The 13,378-nt window shown below is 35.7% G+C and carries 16 protein-coding genes and 1 pseudogene; 14 read left to right on the forward strand and 3 right to left on the reverse strand.

Annotated features, from left to right (window positions below; genetic code table 11):
- Window positions 1-2 precede the first annotated feature (2 nt).
- The 6 genes from ruvX (at window position 3) to trxA (ending at window position 4,377) form a co-directional block, all read left to right on the forward strand.
- Window positions 3-437 carry a Holliday junction resolvase RuvX gene (gene ruvX / locus OXT66_RS07230; RefSeq protein ID WP_268596692.1) on the forward strand — a complete coding sequence of 145 codons (435 nt, stop codon included), beginning with the start codon at window positions 3-5 and terminating at the stop codon, window positions 435-437.
- 13 nt (window positions 438-450) lie between these two features.
- Window positions 451-765: a DUF1292 domain-containing protein gene (locus OXT66_RS07235; RefSeq protein ID WP_268596693.1), complete on the forward strand. Its 315-nt coding sequence runs from the start codon at window positions 451-453 to the stop codon at window positions 763-765.
- Between the two features lie 81 nt (window positions 766-846).
- Window positions 847-1,092, forward strand: coding sequence for a cell division protein ZapA (gene zapA / locus OXT66_RS07240; RefSeq protein WP_268596694.1), 246 nt, complete (start codon window positions 847-849; stop codon window positions 1,090-1,092).
- Between the two features lie 5 nt (window positions 1,093-1,097).
- Window positions 1,098-1,619: a CvpA family protein gene (locus OXT66_RS07245; protein WP_268596695.1), complete on the forward strand. Its 522-nt coding sequence runs from the start codon at window positions 1,098-1,100 to the stop codon at window positions 1,617-1,619.
- The gene (locus OXT66_RS07250) at window positions 1,616-3,979 is read left to right on the forward strand and encodes an endonuclease MutS2 (RefSeq protein ID WP_268596696.1); all 2,364 of its coding nucleotides are present in this window, start codon (window positions 1,616-1,618) and stop codon (window positions 3,977-3,979) included. Before OXT66_RS07245 ends, OXT66_RS07250 begins: the two co-directional genes overlap by 4 nt.
- Window positions 3,980-4,065: 86 nt before the next feature.
- Window positions 4,066-4,377: a thioredoxin gene (trxA, locus tag OXT66_RS07255; RefSeq protein WP_268596697.1), complete on the forward strand. Its 312-nt coding sequence runs from the start codon at window positions 4,066-4,068 to the stop codon at window positions 4,375-4,377.
- 43 nt (window positions 4,378-4,420) lie between these two features.
- On the opposite strand, the gene OXT66_RS07260 is transcribed toward trxA, so the two are convergent.
- Complete coding sequence (locus OXT66_RS07260; protein ID WP_268596698.1) at window positions 4,421-4,927, reverse strand: DUF2507 domain-containing protein; 507 nt, start codon at window positions 4,925-4,927, stop codon at window positions 4,421-4,423.
- A gap of 164 nt (window positions 4,928-5,091) precedes the next feature.
- Between OXT66_RS07260 and OXT66_RS07265 the strand changes: the two genes are divergently transcribed.
- Together OXT66_RS07265 and cbpB are read left to right on the forward strand one after the other, a co-directional pair.
- A complete protein-coding gene (locus OXT66_RS07265) occupies window positions 5,092-5,616 on the forward strand; it encodes a metallophosphoesterase (protein ID WP_268596699.1) in 525 nt (174 codons plus the stop codon).
- The gene (gene cbpB, locus OXT66_RS07270; RefSeq protein ID WP_268596700.1) at window positions 5,617-6,093 is read left to right on the forward strand and encodes a cyclic-di-AMP-binding protein CbpB; all 477 of its coding nucleotides are present in this window, start codon (window positions 5,617-5,619) and stop codon (window positions 6,091-6,093) included. It begins immediately after the preceding gene.
- 31 nt (window positions 6,094-6,124) lie between these two features.
- On the opposite strand, the gene OXT66_RS07275 is transcribed toward cbpB, so the two are convergent.
- Window positions 6,125-6,988: a mechanosensitive ion channel family protein gene (locus OXT66_RS07275; protein WP_268596701.1), complete on the reverse strand. Its 864-nt coding sequence runs from the start codon at window positions 6,986-6,988 to the stop codon at window positions 6,125-6,127.
- 141 nt (window positions 6,989-7,129) lie between these two features.
- Between OXT66_RS07275 and OXT66_RS07280 the strand changes: the two genes are divergently transcribed.
- Window positions 7,130-7,549 carry a DUF948 domain-containing protein gene (locus OXT66_RS07280; protein WP_268596702.1) on the forward strand — a complete coding sequence of 140 codons (420 nt, stop codon included), beginning with the start codon at window positions 7,130-7,132 and terminating at the stop codon, window positions 7,547-7,549.
- Between the two features lie 23 nt (window positions 7,550-7,572).
- Window positions 7,573-8,085 carry a YtxH domain-containing protein gene (locus tag OXT66_RS07285; protein WP_268596703.1) on the forward strand — a complete coding sequence of 171 codons (513 nt, stop codon included), beginning with the start codon at window positions 7,573-7,575 and terminating at the stop codon, window positions 8,083-8,085.
- 49 nt (window positions 8,086-8,134) lie between these two features.
- On the opposite strand, the gene OXT66_RS07290 is transcribed toward OXT66_RS07285, so the two are convergent.
- Window positions 8,135-9,232, reverse strand: coding sequence for a M24 family metallopeptidase (locus OXT66_RS07290; protein WP_268596704.1), 1,098 nt, complete (start codon window positions 9,230-9,232; stop codon window positions 8,135-8,137).
- A 200-nt stretch (window positions 9,233-9,432) separates the two neighbouring features.
- Here OXT66_RS07290 and ccpA point away from each other — a divergent pair, with 200 nt between their 5' ends.
- The 4 genes and pseudogenes from ccpA to gpmA form a co-directional block, all read left to right on the forward strand.
- Entirely contained in the window at window positions 9,433-10,434 is a 1,002-nt protein-coding gene (gene ccpA / locus OXT66_RS07295) for a catabolite control protein A (RefSeq protein ID WP_268596705.1), read from the forward strand.
- 241 nt (window positions 10,435-10,675) lie between these two features.
- Window positions 10,676-11,449, forward strand: a complete 774-nt coding sequence (locus OXT66_RS07300) for a (S)-acetoin forming diacetyl reductase (protein WP_268596706.1) — start codon at window positions 10,676-10,678, stop codon at window positions 11,447-11,449.
- A gap of 202 nt (window positions 11,450-11,651) precedes the next feature.
- A complete protein-coding gene (locus OXT66_RS07305; RefSeq protein WP_268596707.1) occupies window positions 11,652-12,284 on the forward strand; it encodes a hypothetical protein in 633 nt (210 codons plus the stop codon).
- Window positions 12,285-13,272: 988 nt separating this feature from the next.
- Window positions 13,273-13,378, forward strand: a pseudogene (gene gpmA / locus OXT66_RS07310) (2,3-diphosphoglycerate-dependent phosphoglycerate mutase); the annotation flags it as partial.

The raw sequence follows: 13,378 nt of genomic DNA on the forward strand, positions 1-13,378 counted from the left end.
TAATGAAATTAATGGGACTTGATGTCGGATCCAAAACCGTGGGCGTGGCAATGAGTGATGCTTTTGGTTGGACTTCTCAGGGAATAGAAATAATTCCGATCGACGAAGAAAATCAAGAGTTTGGGTTAGACCGAGTAACAGAACTAGTTGAACAGTACGGAGTTCAGGGCTTTGTGGTCGGACTACCCAAAAATATGAACAACAGCTTAGGACCTAGAGCTGAAGCGTCACAAAAGTATGCTGACAAATTAACTCAACTGTTTAATTTACCAGTAGATTTTGAAGATGAGCGGCTCACAACGGTTGAAGCTGAACGAATGTTGGTGGAAAAAGCCGATGTTTCTAGAAAAAAAAGAAAAAAAGTAATTGATAAAGTAGCAGCTGGCTTGATCCTTCAAAATTATTTGGATCGAAAAGGTAAACTAACACAGAAATAGTGAGGAATTTATTATGGCTGAAGAAATTCAACAACAAATTACCATTGCAGACGAAAACGGTGACGAAACATTATACGATGTTTTATTCACTTTCCAATCTGAAGATTATGATCGCTCATACATTTTGGTTTACCCAACTGGTAAAGGCGAAGATGAAGAAGTTGAAATTATGGCATTTGCTTTACCAGCTGGTGACAACCCAAGTGATCCACAAGGTGGCGAATTGTTACCTATTGAAACTGACGAAGAATGGGATATGATCGAATCAGTTCTAAACACATTCTTAAATGGTGAAGATGACGAAGCAGCCGATCAACCAAAAGAATAACACCAAATTTAATTAGTTGATTAGGATTGAACTAACTCATTGGGTTGGCTCAGTCCTTTTTCATTCATAGGAGGAAAAATAATGGCTGATAATAAACGCCGATTTAAAACGGAAATTGATGGCAAAACATATATTTTAGTGGGAGCTGGTACTCAAGAACATATGCAAGCTGTTTCGGATCTCTTAAATGAACAATTAGCGGAACTAAAAGAAGCTGCTCCCCAAATTACGGATAAAGATCGAGCAATTTTACTAGCATTTAACGCCATTTCTAAACAATTAGACATGGAAACTAACTCTGCATTAGGGCGACAAGGAGAAAAATAACTAATTTGGTACTAAATATTGTTATTATAATTATTCTGTTAATTTCCATTCTAAGTGGAATTCGGCGCGGATTTGTCCATGAAATTATTAACTTAATAGGTTATGGCCTTTCTATATTTGGTGGCTTGTTAATCGCTCGTCCCATTAATTTATTAATTCAGGATTGGCTCAATACCAATACCGATCTCAGTCCATTTATTATCTTTGGCCTGAAAAATGTAATTTTCTTTGGTATTTTTGCTAGCATTTGGACAATTTTTAGAATTATTAAGCGAACATTGATGCCGATTAAATCATTACCTATTATCGGGCCTTTAAATGGTGCTTTAGGAGGATTGGCTAGTTTCTTGCTTACCTATTTAATTATTTTTGTGGTGGTTTTTATTACTCACGACATTCCAATTACTAGTTGGCAAACCAGCGTTGAAAATTCTGAAGTAGCTCAATGGATTTTGACTAAAACTCCTATTATTTCCAATCAGATTTTTGATTTATGGCAAAATTATGGAGGTGACATTCGAATATGAATTCTAAGGTATTAGATACTTTAGAGTATCAAAAAATTAAAGAACAACTAATTCCGTTTTTGAATACTGCTCAAGGACAACGGACAGTTAAGAAATTACTACCTAGTTCTGATGCAAAGGTAGTCGCTAATTGGTTAGACCAAAGTGCTGATGGCGCTACTATTATGCGGTTGGAAGGAGAAATTCCTATTCCTAAACTTGATGATATTTCTAATATCATTAAACGTTTAAATATTGAAGATGCTTCGTTAAGTGGAACAGAATTAGCAGCAGTTACTAAACTATTGCGTACCACTCAAACCGTGTATAATTTTTTTGAAAGCTTAAAAACTAATGAGGTAGAGTTACGGACACTAGATCAATTTGTAGAACAATTGAGTTTACAACCAGAAGTAACTCAGCAATTAATTAGTTCTATTGCAGAAGATGGTCGAATCTTGGATGGCGCTTCTAGGGAATTACGTAGTATTCGAACTCAGATTACCCGTACCCAAGCTGAAATTCGTGGCATTATGAACCATTTTATTAAAGGCGCTAGCTCTAAATATCTAAGTGAACCAATTATTACCATCCGAGATGATCGGTTTGTTTTGCCAATTAAGGCGGAATTTAAGCAAAGTTTTGGTGGTATTATTCATGATCAAAGTGCCTCTGGTCAGACACTGTATGTAGAACCAAATAACGTAGTTGAAAAAAATAACCAGTTGAGGCGTGATCAATTAGCGGAACGAGTTGAAGAACGCCGTATTTTAGCAGAATTAACGGAACTTATTCGGCCTATTCGTACCGAAATGAAGGAAAATGGTAATGTGATTGGCCAACTTGATTTTATTAACGCTAAAGCCAAGTTAGCCCATCAAACACACAGTACAGAACCTTCGCTGTCAGTTGAGAACTCTGTAAATTTAAGACAAGCTAGACATCCACTTATTGATTCTAATTCAGTAGTGGCTAATGATATCGTAATTGGTAGTGACTACCGAGCCATTATCGTTACCGGGCCTAATACTGGTGGGAAAACAATTATGATGAAAACCCTAGGACTTTTACAATTAATGGGGCAATCTGGAATGTTTATCCCAGCACTAGAACACAGTCAAATTGGTATTTTTGATGATATTTTTGCTGATATTGGTGATGATCAATCTATTGAAGCCAGCTTAAGTACTTTTTCTTCTCACATGGATAACGTAATTAACATTTTGAAGCAAGCTACTGATCGCAGTTTGATTTTACTAGATGAGTTGGGAGCCGGAACTGATCCTAAAGAAGGAGCGGCACTAGCAATGGCAATCATAGATAAAGTGTTAGAAATTGGTAGTGAATTAGTAACTACTACCCACTACCCAGAATTAAAAGCTTTTGCTTATAATCGTACCCATACCGTCAATGCATCTATGGAATTTGATTTTGATCGCTTACAGCCCACTTATCGGTTTTTGATTGGTATTCCAGGTCAAAGTAATGCGTTAAGTATTGTTGAAAAATTAGGCTTGGATAAACAAGTAGTTGCTAACGCCCGTAGTTTGACTGATTCTGATAGTCAAGATATTAATACGATGATTGATGAATTAACTGAACAAACTAAAAAAGCTCGGCAAGAAGCTGACGAGCTACAGGTTGAACTAGCAGACGCTACTAAACTTCATCAAGATTTAACGACGGCTTATGATAAATACCAATCTAATAAAGCACAGCTAGCTGAAAAAGCGCGTGAAAATGCTAATCAAGTTGTTGCAGCAGCTAAAGAAAAAGCCGATGCCATTATTGCCGATTTGAGAATTAAGCAACAACAGGTAGCGAATAGTCCAGTAAAAGAAAATGAGTTAATGGATGCTAAAGGGGCCTTGAATTCATTAGAAGTTGCTCCACAACTAAAGAAAAATAAGGTTCTTCAAAAAGAAAAAGCTAAGCATGATTTTCATGAAGGAGACGAAGTACTGGTTAAGTCTTATGGTCAACCAGGTACTTTAGTTCGAAAAATGGGTGATCATTCTTGGGAAGTTCAAATTGGAATTCTAAAAATGAAGTTAGATGAAAGCGATCTAGAAAAGGGGAGTGCCCCTAAACCTAAAAAAGCTGCTCGACCTAGAGTAGCTCGAACTAAATCTGCTGGCACTTCACCTACTTTAGACTTACGAGGACAACGTTACGAAGAGGCCATGCACAGCCTAGACCAATATATTGATGCAGCCTTAGTTTCCGGATATCCAACGGTAACCATTATCCACGGAAAAGGAACTGGAGCCTTGCGTCAAGGAGTTAATGATTATCTAAGTAGTCACCCGCAGGTCAAAAACTTTGGCTATTCAGCACCTAATGCGGGCGGAGATGGATCAACCGTGGTAAAATTCAAGTAAAGCAAAACGTAATAGTTGCTTTTTTCTCAAAAGGATGTAAACTACTATTATTAAGTAAGTAATTATACTTTCAAGGAGGCTTACCAATGGTTATTGAAACTACAGATAAAACTTTTGTTGATGATACAGCAAAGGGTGTAACCTTAACTGATTTTTGGGCAACTTGGTGTGGCCCTTGTCGGATGCAATCACCAGTCGTTGAAGAATTATCAGAAGAAATGAGTGACGTTAAATTCACTAAAATGGATGTTGATGAAAATCCGGAAACTGCTTCTAGTTTCGGGATCATGAGTATTCCCACTTTGATGGTGAAAAAAGACGGTCAAGTGGTTGACACAATTGTTGGCTACCATGACAAAGCTCAATTAAAGAAAATCTTGGATCAGTACACTGATTAAGTTAATAAAAAAATAGGGATAATATCCGTAAAGGATATTGTCCCTATTTTTCTTTTGAGTTACTAGTGGGGTTCATTAGTTCAAAATTGGTGCTCTCACTAGGCTGATAATTTTTAGTATCACCGATCTCAGTTTCAATGTTAACGATGCCTTTGCCTTTATTTATTTTTACTACCTCTGATTCTGCAGGAGTTTGTAAAATTTCGGTTACGTTATGAGAAATGATGCCGGCTTCTAAGAAAAAGTCTACATCAGAAACGGAATCAATTCTTTTAGTAACGATATCGCCGGTTAATGTCCAATTAATTTCGTGGGCGGTTTGTTTAGTTAACTTTAAGTTCCCTAGATTAAACTGTAAAAAGAAAATTGAGATAGCATCCAAGTCGGTTAACTGGTATTTACGGGCTAACCGTTTACCAGCCCAGTATGATAATTGATGAATCTCAGTTCCTAAAATTTCAGGAAGGAGGTCGTCTCTGATTAATTCTTGACCTAATAATGAATTAAGTTGGTCATCATTTAAAAATTGCTTATATGTTTGGCTATCCATTTTTTATCTCCATCGCTTATGTTATAAAACATTATACAATACTTTTAAGAGAAGGTGCTTGCTAGTTGATCACTAATCCAAAATGATTGATAATGAAGGTGCGAAAGATTTTGAATTCAAGTATAATTAACAGTAATGAAGGAAATTAATGAGGTGCGATAGCCATGAAATTGTTAGTAGTCAGCGATAGCCACGGAGATAGGCAAATAGTTGCCGACCTACTTGATCATTACCAAAATCAGGTAGATGCAGTGATTCACTGTGGGGATTCTGAAATGCAATCGACAGATCCATTGTTGGACCAATTAATTATGGTACAAGGTAACATGGATTTAGCTAACTTTTCACTCATTCAAAAGAAAATAATTGATAATCAAACTATTTTAATAACACATGGTCACCGTTTTGGAGTAAACGGTGGACTACTTAAACTAGAATTATTGGCCCAGCAAGAAAACGCAAATTTAGTGTTTTTTGGGCATTCCCACCAATTAGGAGCCGAAGAAAATCGCGGTCGAATTTTTGTTAATCCGGGGAGTATTTCTCAACCGCGAGGTAAGTATGCATTTATTGGTGGCACCTATGCGATCGTTGAAGCTCAAAGTAATAGGGTCACAATTCAATTCTACGATCGTAATTTTAACCTAATTCCAGAACTAGAATGCCATTTTAATGAAGGAGACGATTAAATGATTGAACCATCAATTGAAGACGTCATGAACCATAGTGATCGAGACATTGTAATTCCTGCTGAAAGGGTTGCAACCGTTAATGAAAATAATAATTTACAACATGTTTTTTTAGTACTAACTAAAATTAAGTACTCAAAGATTCCAGTTTTAGATAACGATAATCACTTTAAAGGCTTAATTTCGTTAGCCATGATTACTGATCAAATGCTTAATAACGATGGGATCGATGGTCATCGGTTAGAAAATATCCTGGTTAAAGATGTGATGCAAACCGATGTTCATGCAATTTATGAACGGGAGAACTTAGAAGTAATCTTAAGATACTTAGTTGATGAAAACTTTTTACCATATATTGATGAAGATGACGTTTTTATGGGTATTATTACCAGACGAGAAATTTTAAAGGAAATCAACTTTTTAACCCATAATTATGATAAGTATTACCATGCTGAGCCTAATCATGTGGTGATCTAAATAAAAGCCAACTTCAATCGAAGTTGGCTTTTTAATGTTCTGGGTAGCTTTGATTAGGAAGAGAAATATTATTTTGTTGAAGAGCCTCCAAGTAAAATCCTAAGAAGTCATGAGAAATTTTTCCTTGAGTACCGTTTTTAGTAGTGATATTTACTTGAAGAACTAATTTACCAGTAGGCAAAGTAACGGTCCCTAAAATATTAGGGGCACCAATAATTTCGTCATATTCAGAAATTTTTTTATTATTAACCTGAGCGATAATTTCTAATGCTTGTTGGATAGGGGTTTCTGGTAAAATGGCAATTTGGATCATTGCCACCATATTATTACGAGACATGTTAGAGATGGTGGTAATAGAGCGGTTAGGGATAAAGTTTAGAGTTCCATCATCTGATACAATCTGGGTTGTACGTAGCCCTACTGCCGCTACTGTACCCTTAATTGTTCCAATCTGGACGTATTCACCCACTTCTACCTGTTTTTCTAAGATAATGAAAAAGCCGCTGACTAGGTCGCTAACAAATCCCTGAGCACCTAATCCAATTGCTAAACTAAAAATTCCGGCACTGGCAACTAAGGTACCCACGGGAATCCCGATTACCGACAGAATAGAATAAATCCAAAAGAACCAAAGAGAATACATAAAAACGTTTAGGGACAGCGAATGAAACGTTGAAATTCGTTTTTCAACGAAGTTGCCTGCGTATTTGGACCGGTAACGTTTGAAAAAATGGTTAATTAAGCCGCGACCAATTTTACGAATAACGATAAATAATATTGAAAAGAAAATTATCCAAATAATGGACTGGGTTAAATTGGCTAAAATCTTATCCAATTCAAAGTATTGAAAGTATTTGTGCCAATTAATTGTTGAACCTAATTTTTGATTTACCACTTATTGGGCCTCCTGCATTTATCTTCTCTTATTTTAGCAAAGACGTTGTGAGATTCAAAGTTCACTAAAGAACAATTTCATTGTCAAAGCAGGGGTTCAATGCTATTCTGGTATTGAACTACAATTAAAGGAGGGTGTGCAATGACAGGTGGTCAAGTAGCAGCGATCATTGCCGCAGTAGCATTTTTAGTATTGGTTTTATTCATCGGAATGTTTTTGATGAAAATCAGTAAAACTATGTCTGAGGTTAACAAGTCCATCAATTCAATTACTAGTGATGTTGATGTAATTTCCAAGCAGACTGAGCAAATTATGGCAACGTCTAATACATTTATTAAGGATGTAAACGATAAGGTCAATATTGTAACGCCAGTATTTCAGGCCGCTGCTGACTTAGGTCAGAGTGTTTCTGATTTAAATGCTGCCACACAAAATTTAACTCAAAAAGTCAAAGATTCCGGTAAAACCGGTGCGAAGGCTGGAGTTGCCACCAAAGTTGGTAAGACAGCTTGGGGCATGTACCAAAATCATCGTCAAGCAAAACGAAGTAAAGAACTTTAAACTTATTTTGGAGGCCGAAGATTATGAAAAAGAAATTAGCGGGTAGTTTATTTATTGCAGCAGTTGGAGCAGGTTTGTATGCAGCATACCAAAAATTAGATGCTCAAAAGAAACAACAACTTCAACAAGATGCAATGGATAAAGCTGCAGAATTAAAAGATCGAGCAGTAGATTATGCATTTTATGCTAGCGATGCTGTAGAAGATTTAAAAGAAGTAGTTAAAGATCAAATGGACCAAACCAAGAGTCAAATTAAAGATTGGCAAGCTCAAAATACTACTCCTAACGTTGGTGAAGAAGTTAGTTCTGAAATCAATGAAAAGGCTACGCAGTTTCATGAAGCTCAAGAACGACTTCGTTCAGAAATTGCCGGAGGCGTTGATGATTTAAAGGACGAAGAAGCTCAAGATGATATTGTCATGACTGCAGACGAAGCCTTAAAAAATCAACACAAAGATCTACCTAAAGAATCAGAAGTAACTCCAAAAGAAGCTAAAACAGAAGAACCTAAAACAAAAGAAGCTAAGAAAGATTAGCTGTAAATAAAAAGACCACCGTTTAAAACGGTGGTCTTTTTGTTTTTAATTAATCTACATATTGAAGTTCTTTAGTAGTATGGGTAAATGGTTCCGCACCAGTTTCAGTAATATGAACACAATCTTCGATACGAACGCCAGCAACACCAGGAATGTAGATGCCTGGTTCGATAGAGAAACACATACCGGGACGCAAAAGCATATCATTACCTTCCATAATAGATGGGAATTCATGTTCACTCATACCCATACCATGACCTAAGCGGTGGATAAAGTATTCACCGTAGCCAGCCTTAGTAATGACGTCACGGGCAATTTTATCAAGTTCAGAAGCCATCATACCTGGTTTGGCTGCAGCTTGAGCAGTTAATTGAGCTTCTAGGCAGACATTATAAATATCCATAGACTTTTGATCAGGTTTGCCAACAGCAACGGTTCTAGAAGCATCACTAATGTAACCTTCCCAAACGGTGCCTAGATCAAATAATACTAATTGGTTATTTTCAATTTTAGTAGGACCAGTAGCTCCATGAGGTTCAGCAGCGTGAGCACCGGCTTGGATTAAGGTATCAAAGCTCATTTCCATGATTCCTTCACCCTTTAGGGCGTACTCAAGATCTGCTGCCACTTGTTGTTCACTGGTACCAATTTTGGCAGCTTCAAACCCTTTAGAGAAGGCGAAATCAGCCCATTTACCAGCAACGTTTAACTTTTCAATTTCATCAGCTGATTTAATCAATCTCATTTTTTCAATTTCAGGAGTAAGGTTTAAGGCGAAGTTTGTTGCTGGGAAAACTCGTTGCAATGCTTCTAGCCGTTCAACTGGTAAGTTAGACTTTTCAATAGCAACCGTTTTTTGATCAACCAATAGGGCTTGAACCCGATCAGCAATCATTTTCCAAGGATTTTCATGATCTAAGTAACCATAAACGGGATGGTTCCAACCAGTATCTTTGATAGCTTCTACTTCTAATGCTGGTGCAAAGATGAATGGTTCAGCATCTTTAAAAATAGCTAACATTAAAACCCGTTCTATTGGATCACTGTAGAACCCAGTTAGGTATTGAATTGTTTTAGGGTCACTAAGTAAGGCAAAGTCGCCTTGATTTTCAGCAATCCAATTTTGAATCTGTTCAATTTTATTCATTGTAACCGCTCCTTAATTCTGAATTTTAGGTAAGTATAGCATAGTTAAAGACACGTTTCACTTGAAAAAAGGAAACGAATAGTTTATCATTAGTTTTGAAAACGTTTTCAATTTGCTATTGGGAACTAATTTTGGTATATTTGATAGTGCTTTGAAAATTAATGAAAACAGATAAAATCTAGTAAGAAAGGGCTGTCACGATGGAAAAACAGACAATTACAATTTACGATGTTGCTCGTGAAGCCAACGTCTCAATGGCGACGGTTTCTCGGGTAGTTAATGGAAACACCAATGTAAAACCAGCAACAAGAAAAAAAGTGTTAGAGGTAATTGATCGACTAGACTATCGACCTAATGCTGTTGCCCGTGGTTTAGCAAGTAAGAAAACTACTACGGTGGGGGTTATTATCCCTGATATGACCAATATGTTCTTTGCTTCATTAGCTCGCGGAATTGATGACGTAGCTGCTATGTATAAATATAACATTATTTTAGCTAACTCCGATTCTAATGGTGATCGTGAAGTTCAAGTGTTAAATACGCTATTAACTAAACAGGTTGATGGAATTATTTTCATGGGTAATGAAATTACTCCTGAATTAAGAGAAGAATTCCGACGGACTAAAACTCCAATTGTATTGGCTGGCTCAATTGATGAGGAAAACGTTAATCCAAGCGTTAACATCGACTACACTGCTGCCGTACAAGAAGAAGTAAAAAACTTGATCGACCGTGGTAATAAAAAAATTGCCTTTGTTTGTGGTCCATTATCCCAAGCAATTAACAGTAAGTATCGCTTGAAAGGCTACAAAGAAGCATTGAAGAGTGCTGGTATTCCTTATGATGAAAAGTTAGTTTTTGAAACTGATAATTCATACAAATCGGGAATGCTATTACAACCTGCTTTGAGTTCTATGGGTGTTACGGCCGCCATGGTTTCAGATGATGAATTAGCTGCTGGAATTATGAACGGAATGACCGATGCAGGGGTAAAAGTACCTTCTGAATTTGAAGTGATTACTTCTAATGACACTAAAATTGCTGAAATTGTTCGGCCAAAGATGTCATCCATTACTCAACCACTTTATGATATTGGTGCTGTTGCGATGCGGTTGCTTACTAAATTAATGAACAATGAAGAAGTTAATGAAAAGAACGTTTTACTTCCTTACGGATTGATGAAACGAGATTCAACTAAATAAAAAAGAATTCCTTTTAAGGAATTCTTTTTTATTTAGTTGAATTTTTTGTTTTATTATTATAACTTATTCACAATTGAGCTTCATTTATTAATTGCTATTTTTAATAAGTGGTTCTAATTTCAATGTTAAATAGCGTTGTATCTTATCTAAATACGTTTTTGGGGAAATAGTTACGGCAATTCTAATTAAAAAGTGCTACAATATCAATTGTTATATAAATCACAAAAGAAGAGAGATAATCATGACAAGTAAAGTAGCCTTAGTAACTGGAGCAGGCCAAGGAATCGGCGAAAGCATTGCTAAAAGATTAGCTAAGGACGGTTTTGCGGTAGCATTAGTAGGACGCCACGCAGAAAAAACTGATCGAGTAGCGAACGAAATTAATCAAGCTGGTGGCCACGCTATTTCGTTGGTTGCCGACGTAGCTAATAGGGACGAAGTTTTTTCAGTAGTTGATAAGACTGTTAACGAGCTAGGCGATTTAAACGTAATTGTTAACAATGCTGGTGTTGCTCCTACTACCCCAATTTATGAAGTTACTCCTGAACAATTACAAAACGTCACTATGATTAATACTGGCGGGGTTATTTGGGGAACTCAAGCTGCTCACGCTGCCATGAAGAAGCTTGGTCACGGTGGTAAAATTATTAATGCTACTTCTCAAGCAGGGGAAGTTGGTAATCCTAACTTAACTGTTTACGGATCTACCAAATTCGCAATTCGAGGAATTACCCAAACTACTGCTAAAGAATTGGCAGCCGATAACATTACGGTTAATGCTTTCGCCCCTGGAATTGTAATCACTCCAATGATGGAAGATATTGCGCATGAAGTTGGTAAAAACGCTGGTGAAAGTGATGAATGGGGAATGCAAACTTTTGCCAAAGATATCACTTTAGGTCGAGTTTCTAAACCCGAAGATGTTTCTGCTGTAGTAGCATTTTTAGCAGGCCCAGATTCTGATTACATCACTGGCCAAACGATTACGGTTGATGGCGGCATGGTCTTTCATTAAACTTAATAACTAATTGTGAAATTCGTTTTAATAATGAAAATTATTTGAGCGGATTTTTTTGTTTAGCAATAAAAATTAAAGTGAAATTCATCATAAATATGATCCCAATATTGACTTAGGTCTAACTTTAATAAATAATTTTAAGTTAAATAGTATTTTATATTGGGATTCAATATTTGTTTATTAATTTGGGGAGAAGTAAATGGGGAAGAGAAAAAAGAAAAAGGAGCGCTATTTTTTACGGGGGCTGGTATTTATACTATGGCTATTTTTGCAATTAGGTAATTCGCTCATTACACTAGCCGTTTTTGACGCTTATGGAAATTCGTATTATGTAAAAAATTCCGTGGCGATACCGATATTTACTGCTTTGATAGTGTATTTATTATTAAGAAACTTTAATTACGGGGTTTGCCGAGTTTTGGGGTATCACGCTGCTGCTGATTTAAACGAGATGACACCGTTCATTGGCTTAGATTCACAATTACACAGTGGCTTTATATTTCCCACCTTTGTAAAAACCACTAATGAATATCGGGTAATTTATAAAACGCGTAGTAAATTTTTTCAATACTTGTTCTATCTCTTATTTGTGATTATTGTAGCGGGGACGGCAGGATTACTTTTGTATGCTGAATTTTTAATTTTCAATAAAAAGATTCCTAATTCTGGGTTAATTATAGTGGCAACATCGATCATATTAACGTTGATATTATATCTGGTTTCTAGGAGTTATTATGTAATTTTTCCTCAAATCTTTCACTTAAAAGTGATCTTAAGAGAGCATGGCCATCCGGTTTATGGGCGATCTAAAATCCCAAAGCATAAAAAATGAACTATTTTACTCAATGGTATAGGGGATATTTAAGTGATATGTCCAGATGATGTTTGGAAAACAACTTAAATGATAAGCAAGTTAACTGCTAACCTTAAAACACCGCTGTTAGTTTGATAAACTAAAGCAGTATGTAAAACATGAATTTTAAACTTAAAGAAAAGAGTTGTTAAGAGATGTCAGGACATTCAAAATCTGACATTGAGATTCTTAGATAAAAAAGTAGAACGTGAAACAGCCCATGACCATTAGGTCTAAGGGCTGTTTTTATTTTGGGTAATATCTAACATTTATGCCAAAATATATAGTTTTTAATAAATAGTGAGTATGCAAATGAGACGAAAACAGGGGAGGTTTGATCAGTAGTTTTATTGGTTTTGTAATTTTAAGTATGTAATAGCAATTGTTACCAAAGACGATAGATAGACTAATGAAAACTTAGATAGTCCTTAAAGTCTATAAATATGTAATCATAATAATCGTTATTTGCAATTTTGTGCAATGGTTAGAAACCTTTATTATTTGAATTTTGTTTATTTAAACACACTTTATCTGTCGATTTAATGATACCTGATAACTTCAAGTTAATTAATAATTTTTGATGCATTATTATTGTGTATGAAATCAATTTAAGTGCAATAAATTGGGAAGGGGGGTTACTAGTTAATAGATGCTAATACAAGTTGATTTAATTAATAAATACTATTTTAGGAGAAACCAGTAATGACAAAAAAGCATATTTTCCAAAGATTAGCCAAAACATAACCGCTTATGAGGTATTCACTTTATTAAAAGATGTTCTTATTTTACCAGATGAAAAGTTATATTGTAGTAACCCAAATTGTAGAGTTACGTTGGAATTGTTTGGACTAAATGATTTTTTAAATAAGGGAGTTGCACCATATCAGTATTATTTTAGAATTAAACATAATGATGAAAAACATATTGATGGATGTACAGAAGTAAAAAAATAGATGTTTTATGATATATAAAACAAGTTATGCCACTATGGGAAGACGAAATTGCTCCTAAATTATTAGATGGCAAGAATGTTATCATCGCAGCCCACGGTAACTCACTTCGTGCCTTGAGCA

Source organism: Lentilactobacillus senioris (genome assembly GCF_026798195.1).
GTDB lineage: Bacteria > Bacillota > Bacilli > Lactobacillales > Lactobacillaceae > Lentilactobacillus > Lentilactobacillus senioris_A.